Genomic DNA, 14,684 nt, shown 5'->3' on the forward strand with positions numbered 1-14,684 from the left:
TGGGCTGTTTTCGCTCAAATCCCGCTCTGCCTTTTTGAGAGCGATTACGTTTGATGAAGTTGGATCGGTTGATCCCATTTCTTCTCTTCGTGATCTACGGCACCGAGAGGAGGCCATTTGATGCATCGATTTTCATCCGCGCTGCTGGCCACGGGGGTGCTGCTGGCAGTGGTGCCGGCGCGGGCCCAAGATTCGACGCGCTACAATCAAGACATCACCGAATTATCCAAACGCCATCATGTCCCTGAACGTCTGATCCATCGCATCATCGTACGCGAAAGCCGTTACAATCCGAGAGCTCTACACGCCGGCAACTATGGCCTCATGCAGATCAAGCCGGCAACGGCACGCGGCATGGGCTATCGCGGTTCACCTGCCGGCTTGCTCGACGGTAAAACCAATCTCACCTATGCGGTGCCCTATCTCGCCAATGCCTATCGGGTCGCTGGTGGTAACGAGGACCGCGCCGTTCAGCTTTACGCGGGCGGCTATTACTACATCGCCAAGCGCCGTGGCATGCTCGGCGCGCTCCGCACCGCCCATGTGGAGGGAACTGCGGATGGAGCTCTGGCACCAACGCCTGTCGTGATCACCGAACAAGTAGCGATGGCTCAACCCGTGCAGGCTTATGCCGCCGCGCCCGCTTCGCCATTCGCGGGACTTGCCTCTCTCTTCTCTCCGCAACAGCCCGAGCAACCGGCCGCCGCAGCGCCTGAACCAGAACCGCAGGTCGAACAGGCCGCGCTTGAAGAAAAATCGAAGTCGCGCAAGCGGCGCAAACACCGCACCGCGCCCCATCGCGCTACTGTGCCGTTACCGCCGACGATGCAGGCGCCTCAACCGGCGGCGGAAGCTGCTGGCTCTCGATAACTGAAGTGCGCGGGCGCTGATCGGCGATCGTGCCCCCATCGATCACGGAGATTTCGCGTGAGTCTTCGGCGCGCGGACGGGCGATCTGCGCACCGATCCGGCGCACCACATCAGGCGCGCTCGCATAGGCGCCGTGATTGATCCAACCGTCTGAGAAGGCGCTGAGGTCATAGACTTTGACGCCGAGACGATCGAGTTCGGCACGATCGTTGGCATCGGTTGGATTGATAGCGCCGACGCGCACACGTTCGCCAACAAGCCGGCTCGACAGATTGAGCGCGCGATCGCTGGTCGAAGAGAAAACCGAAACATTGGTGCCAGGCAGTCGCGCCATCTGCTGACGGAACACAGCGACATCGATATCGGGTGCGGCCAGCATGACATTGCCAAGCCGACCATTGAGCAGCGTGCGGCTGCCGATGGCGGATTCACGCAAAGCTTCCATCGCCAGCCAGGCGCCCATGGAATGGGCCAGCACATGGACACGGCCGACCGACGGCAAAGCGGAAATCTCGTTCAACAACGCGGTCAGCGCATCGCGCGAGACGGTGGCGTTCTCCTTGGCCGAACCATAGGCGAGCATCCCATTCTGCGCCGGCCAGCTGAACAGGATCGGGACGCCGCCGAAACGGCCGTCAGCGACGATCTGCGCCAGGCGGAAGCGCGACTCCTCCAGCGATGTGTTGAAGCCATGGACGAAGATCAGCACGTCACGGTTCGAGCCGACGCGGCCGGACAGATGGGTGGCGACTTCTTGGGCCATGGATGACTCGCCCAGGCGCCGGCTGCGCACCAGGGTGAAATGCTTTTCCGGATTGGGGCGGCCGAAACTCGGGGTTTCGATATTACCGGCTCGGTGATTGGGCGGCACTGAAACGGTCACGAGGGAAAAATGCGCCGTGCCGTCCGGCAGATCGCGCTCGGCGCTGCCCCGGTCACTGCGCCGCGTCGAAGCGACGAACATATCCACAGGCAGCGGGTCCCCCGCCGGCCTCGATGAAAACATGCTGCCGGCGCTGTCGACCGCGCTCGCCGTCATGTCGGTGACGGCCCCCACGGAGGTGCAACCCGCCAAGCCCGCGCTCAGCAGGGCGAGAAGGGCGAAATGGGGCAAACGGAGACGAGGTTGCAACGGCAGGGTCATCAGATCGGGGGCAATCACCGGGAGGCGCCATCGGCGCAGGATCGGCCTATTCGTGGAACGGCCGGATTAACGAAGGTTTACTGCGAGGCAGCCCAAGCGATTGAATTCAATAATGTGTGTTTTTAAGGGCGCCCCGGAATACCAGCGGACATCCCGCGAACAAACGAGACCGTTGCAAAACATTTTCGGGATGTGTTGCTCAAATGCGCGAATAGGGAGGGTGTGGGAAATAAGTTCCGTGCGCCAACACACCGCCGCGCCCGCTGTGCAGGCATAGAGTCAGCCCTGATACTCCCCTGCGGCTAGCCCAAGGTCGACACCAGCCGCATTTTCCAGCCTTCCTGTGGGGTGGGTGATCCCCTGACGAGTATTTTGCGAAATGGATCGCGCCATGCACCGTCGAATGATCAAGCTTTCGCTGGCCGTGGCGCTGCTGGCCGCTTCAGCTCTCCTGCCGCATACGGCCACGGCTTGCGAGGCGCCTTTGGATCTTCGTGCCATCGACGCGGCCCTGGCGCGCGCGCAGCTTCCTCCCGACGCGCTTGCAAGAGCGCGGCAATTGCGCATCAAGGGCGCGGCGTTGATAGAGAGCGGCAAGCGTGACGAAGGGCGCAGCGCTTATCGCCAGTTGACGCAGGTGCTCGGGATGCCTGCGTCGTCCGGTACGTTCCGATGCTGAGGCGAGCGGCGAAACTCGCGATCCTCGTTTGTTGCGCGATGGCGGTCGCCATGGCGGGCTCTGCCCATGGGGCGACGTTCGAATTGCGATCGCGCGACGTCATCGCGGTCGAAGGCTACATCGAGCTGGGGGATTGCGCGCGTTGGGCGGCGCTCGTCACACCAGCCATCAAGGCGGTCGAACTGAACTCCCCGGGAGGGCGCGCCGGACAGGGTGAATGCATCTCGCGCTCCATATCGGGCTTGCGCCTCAAGACAATCGTTCACGACAAATGCGCCAGCATCTGCTTTCTGCTTTTTGCAGCTGGTGCCCAAAAATCAGCCTGCCCGAACGCCCGGATCGGCGTCCATCGCCCCAACGATCCGGTGACGCGTGCTGAATCCTCCGACCCGATTTTTCTGAAGACGATCCTGGAGTACGCCGACAGGTACCGTGTGCCCGGCCCGATCAAGGCGAAGCTGTCCGGCACACCCAGCCGCGACATGTATTGGCTGACGCGAGAAGATCTGACTTCCATGAATGCCACAGGTTGCTAGTCTCCGAATTCGACGTCCGCTGGACGGTGTCGCCTCGGAGACAGGAAGCGATGGAGCAGAATGGTCACAGGCGGCCCTCGAACCGGCGGACCGTGCGCGTTCTGGTCACCGCTTTCGGCGCCTTTCCAGGCGCCCCCGCCAACCCAACCGAGGCGATCATCCGCAGGTTGCAACGCCAACCCCGGTTCGCGCTGGCCGACATTGAGCTGCGTGTCGCCGTGATGCCGGTGCGCTTCGCTGGCGTCGTAGGCCGCATCGCCGCGCTGCTGCAGGAGCACCAGCCCGACATCGTCGTCCATCTGGGCCTGGCTGGGCGACGCCGGGCCATCAGCGTCGAAGCGCAAGCCCGCAATCGCCTAACGGTGCTGCACCCGGATGCCGACGGCGCCCTGAACAGCCAGTTTACCGTTACACCCGGGGGCCCAGCGATCCGCCGGGCCCGGTGGAACCCGGACTTCCTTGCCTGCGCCATCCAGCGCACCGGCATTGCCGTCGCCCGATCGCGGGATGCCGGCGACTATCTTTGCAACCAGACGCTATATGTAACATTAGACCTATTCGATGGGCCGGCCGGTTTCATTCACGTGCCGCGTCTGCGCCGGCGGCGGCCTATCCCGCGCCCTTTGGCGGGCAGGCGCCCCCGGTCAACGCCCCTGCCGAGCTTATCGGAAGCAAGCCAAGCCGTGGCTATTGCCGTTACGCTTCTGGCGCGGAACCAGCGACTTTCACGCAAGTCATGGTAGACACACACCAGTAAACACACGCCCAATAGACAAATCTCCGTAGACAAGCCTGCGTAGACAAACCTTCGTAGACTTGACCCCGTAAGGCCCCTCAATTAGGTCCCTGTAAACTCACGAGACAAGGGAACGGCTGATGGATGTGGATACCGGCACCTTCTTGGTGCAGCTGCTTAAGATCATGTGGATCAATATTCTGCTGTCCGGCGACAATGCGGTGGTCATCGCGCTCGCCTGCCGCGGATTGACCGCAGACAACCGCAAGTGGGGCATTATTCTTGGCGCCGGCGTTGCCATCCTGCTGCGCATTCTCTTCACCGCGGTCGTCACCGAGCTGATGCAACTGCCCTTCCTGAAGATCATCGGTGGCGTGCTGCTGCTGTGGATCGCGGTGCAATTGCTCATCGAAAACGCCGATGAGAAGGACATCAAGGAATCCAGCAATATCTGGGGCGCCGTCCGCGTCATCGCGGTGGCTGACCTTGTCATGTCGCTCGACAACGTGGTGGCGATCGCCGCCGCTGCCCATGGCAACTGGCTGCTGATCATCATTGGTCTCGGCATCTCCATCCCGCTGATCGTCTTCGGCGCGCAGCTGGTCATTCTCATGCTTGAGAAATGGCCATGGCTGGTGTGGGCCGGCGCTGCCCTGCTCGGCTGGGTAGCGGGCGAACTCATCGCCGACGAACATGCACTAACGGCGACCTTCGCGAACTTGCCTTCGGCGCTCGTCCACTTTGGCATGCCGGCTCTTGGCGCGGCCCTGGTGGTGATCGTCGGCTTGATCCTGAAGAACCGGCACCAGACGCGCGAAGTGGCGTCGTAGTCTTCAAGGCCTTCTCTCTTCTAGGCCCTTTATGGAAACGCCCGCTGGCAACAGCGGGCGTTTTGCTTTGGAGAAAGCCCATTCTTGATGATGAACTGGCTCGGCGCCCTAACGGACGAACTGCACCATGCCCTTCGGCGGCGCAGCGACTGGGATGCAATCCTTGCGACCGGAATTGATGCAGCGCTGGCGCGTCTCGTAGGAGTCGAAAGCCCGTATGGTCCAGATCGAAGCGACCGCCAGGAACAACAGAACGACCGTCGCGATGAGATTGACGAAATGGCGATGGCCATAATCGATGGGGGCGTCGGCACTTTCGCCGCGCTCGGGAGATCCGCCATCCTGTTTGGTCCGGCTATCGACCGACATTCCGCTGCCCCAGAGCAAACCGCGTTCTCCAGAAACGCAATTTGCCCCCCGATTTTATTTCCGACGCGTTTTGTGACGTTTGACTCAGTCAAATTTCAAAACGTTACGGAAGCTTTGCAACCTAATGTCCTGACAATGGATATGACGGCTTTTGGTTGCAAGCGCTTTTACCGCAGGGCAGCTACACGTCCGATTGCGAGCCGAGCTTCACGCGCTCACGGTTAAGCACCCAGAACTGCCCGGAAGCCTTGGCGACGATTTCGCCAGCCGTGTTGCGGACCTCGCCCTCGGCGAACATCAGGGACTTAGTCGCCTTCAGCAGCCGCCCCTCGGCCACCAGACGGCCCCTTCCCGGCGTGAGGAAGGCGATCTGCATATCGACGGTGGCGACCAATTGCGGCTCCGGCAGGGTCGACGTGCAGGCGCCGGCCAAGGCCGCATCGAGTAGGGTCATCAGCAGGCCGCCATGGGCCGCCTGCACCCGGTTGGTCTTTTCCGGTGTCGGATCGACGGCGACGCGACAGACCCCATCGGCGCGAGAGAGGCGCTCGATGCCGCAGTAATCGAGGAAAGGAACACCGGTTGTCATGGCTACGCTCGCTATACCGGCTCGCGCCAGGAGGCGAGCGGCAGGCCGGAATAATTTTCGGCCAGGAAGGTCGAGCCGGCGCGCGAGGAGGTCACAGCCTCGAGCTCGGCGATCTGGCGTGCGTTGTCGAAGGGGCTGTCGGCGACCGGATGCATCATCGAGGTCATCCACCAGGAGAAATGCTGGGCGCGCCAGACACGCTTCAGGCAGGTGGTGCTATAGGCATCGAACAGATCGGTGCGGTTCTTCTTGTAAAATGCGACGAAGGCGCGAGCGAGCACGCTGACGTCGGCGATGGCGAGGTTCATGCCCTTGGCGCCGGTCGGCGGCACGATATGGGCGGAATCACCGGCGAGGAACATGCGCCCAACTCGCATCGGTTCGGTGACATAGCTGCGCATCGGCGTCACCGCGATCTGCGACAAAGGCCCCATGCTGACTTCGAGCCCTTCGTGCTGGCCTAGACGGCGGTGGAACGCATCCCAGATGCGATCCTCAGACCAGTTCTTAGCGTCATCATCGACCTCGACCTGCAGATAGAGGCGCGATACGGTCGGCGAGCGCATGGTGAACAGCGCGAAGCCTTCAGGATGGTGGCAGTAGACCAGCTCGTCAGCCGTCGGTTTGGCCTGGACGATCATACCGAGCCAAGCGAACGGATACTGCCGATCGTAGCCTTTGAAAATATCGGCGGGGATGGCGTCTCGGCAGATGCCGTGAAAGCCGTCGCAGCCGGCGATATAGTCGCACTCAAGCCGATGTTCGGCGCCTTCGTGCTGGTAACGGATGAAGGGCTTATCGCCCTCGAAACCGCCGACTTCCTTGGCCTGCGCCTCGAAAATGATCTTACCGCCGGCGGCCAGGCGCGCGGCGATGATGTCCTTGACGATTTCCTGCTGACCATAGACGGACACCTGCCGTCCTGTCAGTTCGTGAATATCGATGCGGCGACGTTGGCCGTCGAAGCAAATCTCGATGCCGTCATGCACCAAGGCCTCGCGGTTCATGCGCTCGCCCAGGCCTGTGTCGTTCAGAAGATCGACCGAGCCCTGCTCCAGAAGCCCTGCCCTGATCCGCTGCTCGCAATATTGCCGGCTGCGCGATTCAAGGATGACGGACTCGATCCCCTGCAGATGCAGAAGATGGGACAACAGCAGCCCCGCGGGACCCGCGCCGATAATGCCAACCTGTGTCCGCATGACCCATCCTCAGACTTCTTCCGCCCATCATTTTGACCAAACGGCTGTCGATGACAATGTCAACTTATTGGTCAACTTATTGCCCGTTGGACAGCAAAACGGGGCGGCGTCACCGCCGCCCCGTGCATTCATGACAAGGCGATCAAGCCTTGCCCCAAACCTCGTCGGCGACTTCGACGACCATGCGCAGCTTGTCCCACTGCTGCTGCTCGGTGATCGCATTGCCTTCCTCGGTCGAGGCGAAACCGCATTGCGGCGACAGGCAGAGCTGCTCGATGTCGGTATATTTGCTGGCTTCCTCAAGACGGCGCTTGAGCGAATCCTTAGTCTCCATGTCACCGGTCTTGGAGGTGACGAGACCGACAACCACGGTCTTGTTCTTCGGCAGGTGACGCAGCGGCGCCAGATCGCCCGAACGGTCATTGTCCCATTCGAGGAAATAGCCATCGAGATCGATCTTGTTGAACATCAGATCGGCAATGTGCTCGTAGCCACCCGAAGCAATGAAGGTCGAACGGAAATTGCCGCGGCAGACGTGCATGGTAATGGCCATGTCGGACGGGCGGCCTTCCAGCGCGGTGTTCAAGGTCTGCGCGTAGAGCTTTTCCAACTGGTCCGGATCATCGCCGCGCTCGATCAGCATCTGGCGCTGCTTGTCGTCGCAGAAATAGGCCATCGAGCAATCGTCGATCTGCAGATAGCGGCAGCCGGCATCGTAGAAGCCCTTGATCGCCTCGCGATAGGCAAGACCCAGATCATGCCAGAAGTCCTCGAACTTCGGATAGATCTTGGAATCGACCATCTTGCTGCCGCCACGATAGTGCAGCATCGACGGCGAGGGGATCGACATTTTCGGCGCGCGCTTGGTGTGCGCCTTCAGGAACTTGAAGTGCTCGATATGAGGATGATGCTTCGAGCCGAGCTTGTCATAGACGTAAGGCGCTTCAGCCTTGGTGGTGACGCCGGTGAACTTGATGCCGGATTCGACTTCGGCCAATTTGACGCCATCGAGCTGGCTCAGGAAGTCATAGTGCCACCAGGAGCGGCGGAACTCGCCGTCGGTGATCGCATGCAGGCCCACTTCTTCCTGCTTGGCGATGATCTTCTTGATCTCTTCGTCCTCGACCGCCTTGAGCTGATCGGCGGTGATTTCACCCTTCGCCTTCTTGACGCGCGCCTCCTTCAGAGGTGCGGTGCGCAGGATCGAACCGACATGGTCTGCGCGAAAGGGCGGTATCTTACGTTGCATCGAATTCTCCTTCGAATTCCTAGAATGAGAGCGGAATGCGGAAAAGCGGTCACCACTTTTCTCATTCCGCCCCAACAGAACCTTAGTGGCCGCCGCGTTCGGCGACGCCCAGGAGACGCGACATCGTGTCGGCATCCTGTGCGAGATCTGTACTCTGCCCACTGTAGACGACAGCGCCACGTTCCAAAATAACAACACTGTCCGTCAAGGGCAGAATCTTCTTCGCGCTCTGCTCGACCACTATAGCGGCCATCTGCTCTTCGCGAATGATTTTCCGCAAAGCCGCGAGCAGTTCGTCAACAATGATGGGCGCCAGCCCCTCAAGCGGCTCATCAAGCAGCAGCAAGCGTGGGTTGAGCGCCAACGCGCGGGCAACCGCCAACATCTGCTGTTCGCCGCCCGACAATTGGTTGCCCATATTGCGTTTGCGCTCCGCAAGACGCGGGAACATCTCGTAGAGCCGCTTCAGGCCCCACGGGCCCGGACGCATGATGGCGGTGAGATTCTCCTCAACCGTCAGCGACTTAAAGATGTTGCGCTCTTGCGGCACCCAACCGATGCCGCGATGCGCCCGCTGATCGGAACGCAGACGGGTCATCTCATTGCCGTCGAACAGGATCGAGCCGCCGCGCCAACGGGTGGCGCCTACGATGGTGTTGATCAGCGTCGTCTTGCCGGTGCCGTTGCGCCCCAGCAGCGCCATGGCGTGGCCTGCCTCGAGGCGCAAAGAGATGCCGTTGAGGACCAGCGCTTCGCCATAGCCGGCGCGCACGTCTTCGAGCTTGAGAAGATCAGCCATGGGGGATCTCCTCCTCGCCCAGATAGACTTGGCGCACGCGTGGGTCGCGGGCGATTTCCTCCGCCGTGCCTTCCACGAACAGGGCGCCGTTGACCAGAACCGAAATGGTCTTGGCGAAGCGGAACACCAGATCCATGTCGTGTTCGATCAGCACCAGCGAGACCGAAGCCGGCAGGGCCGCCACCACGTTGAGAATCTGCTCGCGTTCGGATTCAGGCACGCCGGCCGCCGGCTCGTCGAGCAGCAGCACCGTCGGCTTGGCGGCGAGCGCGATGGCGATTTCCAACAGGCGTTGCTTGCCATAGGCGAGCGAACCAACCCGTTCATGCAGGACATCACCGAGATTGAGGCTTTGCGCCAGCTCGACCGCCTCGGCGACAAGATCCTTGCGCGCGCCGAAAGGCTTGAACCAGCTGCGCGCCGCGTTCTCGCGCTCGTCGATCGCGATGACGATCGATTGCAGCGGAGTCAGATCGGCGAACAGCTGATTGATCTGGAACGTGCGCGCGAGGCCAGCGCGGGAACGGGCCCGCACCGTCCATTCACTGACGTCCTGACCGTTGAGGAAAATGCTGCCGGAGGTCGGCAGCAGCACGCCCGACAGTTGATTGACGAAGGTGGTCTTGCCGGCGCCGTTCGGGCCGATCAGCGCATGACGGGCGCCGGCCGGCAGTTTGAACGTGACATTGTCGGTGGCGGTGATGCCACCGAACTTCTTGCACAGCGCGCGCGTTTCGAGAACGGTTGTCATTTGCCCGCTCCCTTGTAACGCGCGGCCGCGCTGGCAAAGAGGCCGATGATGCCGTTGCGGGCGAACAGCACCAGCAGCACCAGGGCGACACCAACCCAGAACAGCCAGTATTGCGGCGTGATGCTCGACAGAATGTCCTGCATGACACGGAACGCGACTGCGCCGATCAGGCCACCATAGAGATAGCCGGAGCCACCGAAGATCACCATCAAGAGGGAATCGGCCGAGCGATGGAAGGCGACCATATCGGGCGAAGCGAACTGCGTCGTCTGCGCCAGCAAGCCGCCAGCAATGCCAGCGATGGCCGCGGCGAGGGTATAAACCTGGACCAGCCGGGCATTGACCGGCACGCCAATGGCGCGGGCCCGCAGCGCATTGCCCTTGATGGCGCGCAGCGAATATCCATAGGGCGAATTCACCAGGCGACGGCAGAACCAGAAGCAGACGAAAATGACGATCAACGTGTACCAGAACGCTGTCCTGCCGTAGAGATCGAACTCCCATATGCCCAATATCGGCGAGGACATGACGCCCTGAAGGCCATCAGAACCGCCGGTGATGTCCTTGAGCTTGTTGACCAGTTCCTCGACGATCAGAGCGACGCCAAGCGTCACCATGAGACGTGTCAGATCGGAGCCGCGCAACACCAGGAAGCTGGTGGCGAAGCCGACAGCGCCAGCGACAAGGCCGGCCGCGAGCAGTCCGAGGATAGGATCGCTCAACGGCGCGACGCCCGCGCCATATTTGGCGAGGAGGCCAGCGGTGTAGGCGCCGATACCGAAGAAAGCGCCCTGCCCCAAGGTGACGAGACCGGCGTATCCCAGGCAGAGATCGATCGACAGCGCCAGCAGGCCGAGGATGAGGATTTCGCTCATCAACATCATCTTCGACGGGATGATCGGCACGTTAAAGCCGAGCATCGGCGCGAACATGCTGAGACCGCACAAAAGCGCGAGCCCCCAGAAGAGGAACTCAAACCAGCGCCAGCGGGCAGCGGAGACCAATTGCTCGCTGGCCGAATCTGGGTTTGGCATACGAAGGTTTTCGCTGGTGAGGGCGCTCATCGGCGGGTGCTCCGCGTGAACAGGCCTTCGGGCTTGAAGATCAGCACCAGCACCATGATCGAATAGATGATGAAGCCGCCGATCGAGGGCACGAAATATTTGCCGGCGACGTCGGCAATGCCGAGCAGGATCGAGGCAAAGAACGGACCGGTGATGGTGGTGGTGCCGCCAACGGAAATGACGATGAGGAAATAGATCATGTATTTGAGCGGGAATGTCGGGTCCATGGACAGGATGCTGGCGCCCAACGCACCGCCAAGACCGGCGAGGCCGGAGCCAACCGCGAAAGTGAGCGCGAAGATACTGGTCACGTCGATACCAAGACCGCGCGCCACGCGCCGGTCATCGACCGAGGCGCGCAGGCGACTGCCAAAGCGCGTGCGACCGATGACATATTGCAGGAGTATCGTCAGCAGGCCGCAGATGACGATCACGAACAGCCGATAGACGCCGATGCTGGCGCCCAAGAACTCGAAGCGGCCACTGAGATGGGCCGGCAGATTGATGATCTGCTGGCTGGCGCCCATCACATAATCCACCGCCGCGGTGGCGATGAAGATCAGACCGATCGAGAACAACACCTGATCGAGATGGGTCTTGTCGTAGAGGCGCGAATAAAGCGTGCGCTCCAGCACGACACCCAGCACGGCGCTGGCGATGAAAGCCGCCGGCAGGCACCAGTAGAACGAGATGCCGTACCAGTTCATCATGACCACCGTGAGGTAGCCCCCCGCCATGGCGAAAGCGCCATGGGCGAGGTTGATGAAATTCATCAGCCCGAGGGTGACACACAGTCCTACGGACAAAACGAAGAGCAGCATGCCGTAGGCGATGCCGTCGAACAAAATTGTAAGCAAACTATTCTCCCGCCCTCGGAGACAGCTCCGCGGCGTGAGGCCGCGGAGCGTCCAGAGCCTTATTTATGCGTCGGGTCTTTCACGTCTTTCACGACGTCGAACTCGACGTTGTAGAGCTCGCCGTCCTTACGCTCGACCTTGCGGATGTAGACATCCTGCACAACGTCGCGCGTCGCCGGGTCAATGGAGAAGCTGCCACGCGGGCTCTCCACCTTCATGCCCTTCATCGCTTCGACGAGGGCAGTACCGTCGGTCTTGCCATCCGTCTTCTTCAGCGCCTCGTACATGAGGTGCATGCCGTCATAGCCGGCGACGCCGATGAAGTTCGGCCGCATATTGTTGTTGGCGGCCTTGAAGTCGGCGACAAACTTTTTGTTCATCGGCGAGTCGTGCGCGGCCGAATAGAAATGCGACGTCGTCAGGCCGATCACCGCATCACCCATGCCGTTGAGCTGATCGTCATCGGTGATGTCGCCGGTGCCAATCACCTTGATGCCGGCCTCGCTGATGCCACGGTCAACGACCTGGCGCATGAGCGAACCAGCGGTCGGCGCCGGCACGAAGAGGAACAGCGCATCGGGCTTCAGATCCTTGGCGCGCTGCAGGAACGCGGCGAACTCCGGATTGGCGAGCGGCGCCTTGAGCTGCTCAAGAACTTTACCGCCCCGCGCCTCGAGGCCCATCTTGAACGCATCCTGCGCGTCGATGCCCGGGCCGTAATCGGAGACCAGCGACACGGCGGTCTTGATGCCGTTCTTAGCCGCCCATTCGGTGATCGGAACGGTCTGCTGCGGCAGGGTGAAGCTGACGCGCACGAAATAAGGCGAACGCTCGGTGATGACCGAGGTGCCGGCGGTCATGATGATGGCCGGAACCTTGGCCTGAGTGATAACCGGGGCGACGGCAAGCGCCAGCGGCGTCAGGCTGAAGCCGGCGAGGAAGGCCACCTTGTCATTGACGATTAATTCTTGGGCAATGCGGCGGGTCTGGTCAGCAACGCCGGTGTCGTCCTTGACGATCAGCTCGATCTTCTTGCCAGCGACCATATCGCCGTTCTGGGCCATGAAGAGACGGGCGCCGGCGACCTTTTGGCGGCCGGACGAAGCTTGCGGACCGGTCAGTGTGGCAATGAGACCGATTTTGACGACTTCCTGGGCGGCAGCACTGGTCAGCATTCCCGCGAACGGTACGGCGAACGCGCCGGCGGCAACGCCAGCGAGCAGAACTCTGCGCTTCATCATCTTTTCCCCTCGAGTGCATTGTAAAATGTTCTATAGGTGGGCGCTTGCCTCGACCTCGCCGAGACGTTGCCCTGCTTAGTCGGCCGGGACATTTGAACACTTTTCGTCCGCTCGCAAGTCCGTCGTGTTCAAAAGAACGGCAAAAAATGCACTGCGACAGTTATGCTCTGCCCACCCAGCCCACCGCGCAGGCGCGATTCTGGCCAGGCCTGCAAGGCGATAATCGTGCCCTGGATCGACGTTAGAGGCCGAAGAACGCGCGAATTTGCGGCCAGGTTTTTTGGCCGTTCTCGCGCATTTCCTCCGCGAGAGCCTGCGGCATCCAGTCAACAAACGCCGGCTTGAACGAAGGCCGCGCCCTCACTTGGTGGAACCATCTTTCGACCTGCGGCAAGCGGCCGCCGGTCCACAGCCCATCCATGGCCAAAGCATCCAGTCGATTGACATAGGGGGTCATCGCAATGTCGGCCATCGAGAAGCGATCGCCGACCAACCATTCCCGCCCGCCAAGTGCGGCCTCCATCTTATGCAGGTAGCCATCATAGAGACGCATTTTATCGGCGGCTCCCGGTCCCTCTATCCCTTGCTGTATCCACTGCCATTTGAGCGTGCGCGCGGCGGTGCCCTCCGCGGCTCCGCGCTGGAGAAACTCGTCAAAGTTACCGGTGCCTTGGCGCAAAATCGTGTGGCGATGCGACACGATGTAGGTGATTGCGGAACATGCCGGATGTAATTCTTCGTCCACCGCCTTGGTCCAAACACGCACGTGCGCGCGTTCATAGGCCGTCTCGGGATAGATCTTGTGGCCGGGGAATGTCTCTTCCACGTATTCACAGATGACGGTGGACTCAGGGATCACCCTTCCATCGTGAACAAGGGTTGGTACCACCGCCTTGGGGTTGATCTTGAGATAGGCCGGATCGAACTGATCCCCCTTGAGAATATCAAGATAGTGGCTGCGCCACTCCAATCCCTTCTCGGCCAGCGCGAAACGAACCTTTGCCGCGCAGGCCGACGATCCATGATGATAAAGCTCCAGCATTCGGCCCCTAACCGCACGTGCTTGGAACGTTCATAACATGCATTCTCAGAGACTAGCAGCCACTTCGATCTCGACCAGCTTCTCGGGCGCCGAGTAACCGATCACACTTGAGATCGTCACGCTCGCCACCTCGGGGAAATACTTGGCCAGGCCGCGTGCGGCGCGACGTGGCCCGATGGTCCTGGAGACATGGGCGGTGAAATCGAACAGACGGCGCCAGTCCGTGCCAGCCGCTGCCAGGCTCGCGTCGATCTTGGCCCGGATATTCTCCAACTGCTGTTCGAACTCAGGCGCCGTATCCGTATTGCCGGACAGAAACACCATGCCATCGAGCGCCACATACATGGGCGGCGCGATGATCGGATCATATTCGGCGACATGTTTCGCCACCTCGGCTCGATGCACCCGTTGAGCTACGAGATCGATCGCGATGCTGCTGCCCATCGGCAAGCGCTCGGGATCGATATAGCTGGAACTGGCGGCGCGGCGCGGGCCGCCGAGCATGGACAGGCGCGCATTGCTGGCCAGCTGCCGCGCCTCGGCATCGCGCGCATAGAGCCGGCTGCGCACGATATGATCGTCGTGAAAACCTGCTTCGATCAGCGCCGACAGCGCGCTTTCCATGGCGACCCGGCTTTCCCCCTCGATGTCGCCGTTGGCTACGCCGTTAACCGACACTTTCAGGAGTTCCCGTCCCTCATGCAAAACCCAGACCCGGGAGATCATGCG

General features: G+C 61.3%; 16 protein-coding genes and 1 pseudogene. 5 read left to right on the forward strand and 12 right to left on the reverse strand.

The genetic code is table 11. The features are described from left to right. Nucleotides 1-120: 120 nt before the first annotated feature. A pseudogene (locus tag BLW50_RS31070) lies at nt 121-519 on the forward strand (lytic transglycosylase domain-containing protein); the annotation flags it as partial. Between the two features lie 283 nt (nt 520-802). On the opposite strand, the gene BLW50_RS13730 reads toward BLW50_RS31070, so the two are convergent. Continuing rightward, complete coding sequence (locus tag BLW50_RS13730; protein ID WP_139267619.1) at nt 803-2,032, reverse strand: alpha/beta hydrolase; 1,230 nt, start codon at nt 2,030-2,032, stop codon at nt 803-805. Between the two features lie 361 nt (nt 2,033-2,393). On the opposite strand from BLW50_RS13730, the gene BLW50_RS13735 reads away from it, so the two are divergent. The 4 genes from BLW50_RS13735 to BLW50_RS13750 all read left to right on the forward strand — a co-directional run bounded on the left by BLW50_RS13735 (nt 2,394) and on the right by BLW50_RS13750 (nt 4,795). Then, nucleotides 2,394-2,693, forward strand: a complete 300-nt coding sequence (locus BLW50_RS13735; protein WP_139267620.1) for a hypothetical protein — start codon at nt 2,394-2,396, stop codon at nt 2,691-2,693. A 38-nt stretch (nt 2,694-2,731) separates the two neighbouring features. Then, a complete protein-coding gene (locus tag BLW50_RS13740) occupies nt 2,732-3,229 on the forward strand; it encodes an ATP-dependent Clp protease proteolytic subunit (protein ID WP_090703311.1) in 498 nt (165 codons plus the stop codon). Nucleotides 3,230-3,279: 50 nt separating this feature from the next. Continuing rightward, complete coding sequence (locus tag BLW50_RS13745) at nt 3,280-3,972, forward strand: pyroglutamyl-peptidase I (protein WP_139267621.1); 693 nt, start codon at nt 3,280-3,282, stop codon at nt 3,970-3,972. A gap of 133 nt (nt 3,973-4,105) precedes the next feature. Continuing rightward, on the forward strand, nt 4,106-4,795 hold the full coding sequence (locus tag BLW50_RS13750) for a TerC family protein (RefSeq protein ID WP_090703319.1): 690 nt from the start codon (nt 4,106-4,108) through the stop codon (nt 4,793-4,795). Nucleotides 4,796-4,903: 108 nt separating this feature from the next. Here BLW50_RS13750 and BLW50_RS13755 read toward each other — a convergent pair whose 3' ends face one another. From BLW50_RS13755 to BLW50_RS13805, 11 genes are all read right to left on the reverse strand, one after another. Next, entirely contained in the window at nt 4,904-5,164 is a 261-nt protein-coding gene (locus BLW50_RS13755; protein WP_090703322.1) for a hypothetical protein, read from the reverse strand. A gap of 181 nt (nt 5,165-5,345) precedes the next feature. Then, a complete protein-coding gene (locus BLW50_RS13760; protein ID WP_090703326.1) occupies nt 5,346-5,753 on the reverse strand; it encodes a PaaI family thioesterase in 408 nt (135 codons plus the stop codon). An 11-nt stretch (nt 5,754-5,764) separates the two neighbouring features. Next, complete coding sequence (locus tag BLW50_RS13765) at nt 5,765-6,952, reverse strand: 4-hydroxybenzoate 3-monooxygenase (RefSeq protein WP_090703329.1); 1,188 nt, start codon at nt 6,950-6,952, stop codon at nt 5,765-5,767. Between the two features lie 142 nt (nt 6,953-7,094). Beyond that, complete coding sequence (locus BLW50_RS13770; protein ID WP_090703332.1) at nt 7,095-8,201, reverse strand: 5-methyltetrahydropteroyltriglutamate--homocysteine S-methyltransferase; 1,107 nt, start codon at nt 8,199-8,201, stop codon at nt 7,095-7,097. 82 nt (nt 8,202-8,283) lie between these two features. Then, a complete protein-coding gene (locus tag BLW50_RS13775) occupies nt 8,284-9,000 on the reverse strand; it encodes an ABC transporter ATP-binding protein (RefSeq protein WP_090703336.1) in 717 nt (238 codons plus the stop codon). Next, nucleotides 8,993-9,751, reverse strand: coding sequence for an ABC transporter ATP-binding protein (locus BLW50_RS13780; RefSeq protein ID WP_090703340.1), 759 nt, complete (start codon nt 9,749-9,751; stop codon nt 8,993-8,995). Before BLW50_RS13780 ends, BLW50_RS13775 begins: the two co-directional genes overlap by 8 nt. After that, nucleotides 9,748-10,815 (reverse strand): branched-chain amino acid ABC transporter permease, encoded by a 1,068-nt coding sequence (locus BLW50_RS13785; protein ID WP_244544234.1) that lies wholly within the window; start codon nt 10,813-10,815, stop codon nt 9,748-9,750. The genes BLW50_RS13780 and BLW50_RS13785 overlap by 4 nt, the downstream gene beginning before the upstream one ends. Beyond that, a complete protein-coding gene (locus BLW50_RS13790) occupies nt 10,812-11,672 on the reverse strand; it encodes a branched-chain amino acid ABC transporter permease (protein WP_090703343.1) in 861 nt (286 codons plus the stop codon). Before BLW50_RS13790 ends, BLW50_RS13785 begins: the two co-directional genes overlap by 4 nt. 59 nt (nt 11,673-11,731) lie before the next feature. Continuing rightward, the gene (locus BLW50_RS13795; RefSeq protein ID WP_090703348.1) at nt 11,732-12,913 is read right to left on the reverse strand and encodes an ABC transporter substrate-binding protein; all 1,182 of its coding nucleotides are present in this window, start codon (nt 12,911-12,913) and stop codon (nt 11,732-11,734) included. Nucleotides 12,914-13,154: 241 nt separating this feature from the next. After that, the gene (locus tag BLW50_RS13800) at nt 13,155-13,955 is read right to left on the reverse strand and encodes a glutathione S-transferase family protein (protein WP_090703353.1); all 801 of its coding nucleotides are present in this window, start codon (nt 13,953-13,955) and stop codon (nt 13,155-13,157) included. 45 nt (nt 13,956-14,000) lie between these two features. Continuing rightward, complete coding sequence (locus tag BLW50_RS13805) at nt 14,001-14,681, reverse strand: RidA family protein (RefSeq protein WP_090703357.1); 681 nt, start codon at nt 14,679-14,681, stop codon at nt 14,001-14,003. Between the last annotated feature and the right edge of the window lie 3 nt (nt 14,682-14,684).

It is taken from the genome of Beijerinckia sp. 28-YEA-48 (genome assembly GCF_900104955.1).
Classification (GTDB): domain Bacteria; phylum Pseudomonadota; class Alphaproteobacteria; order Rhizobiales; family Beijerinckiaceae; genus Terripilifer.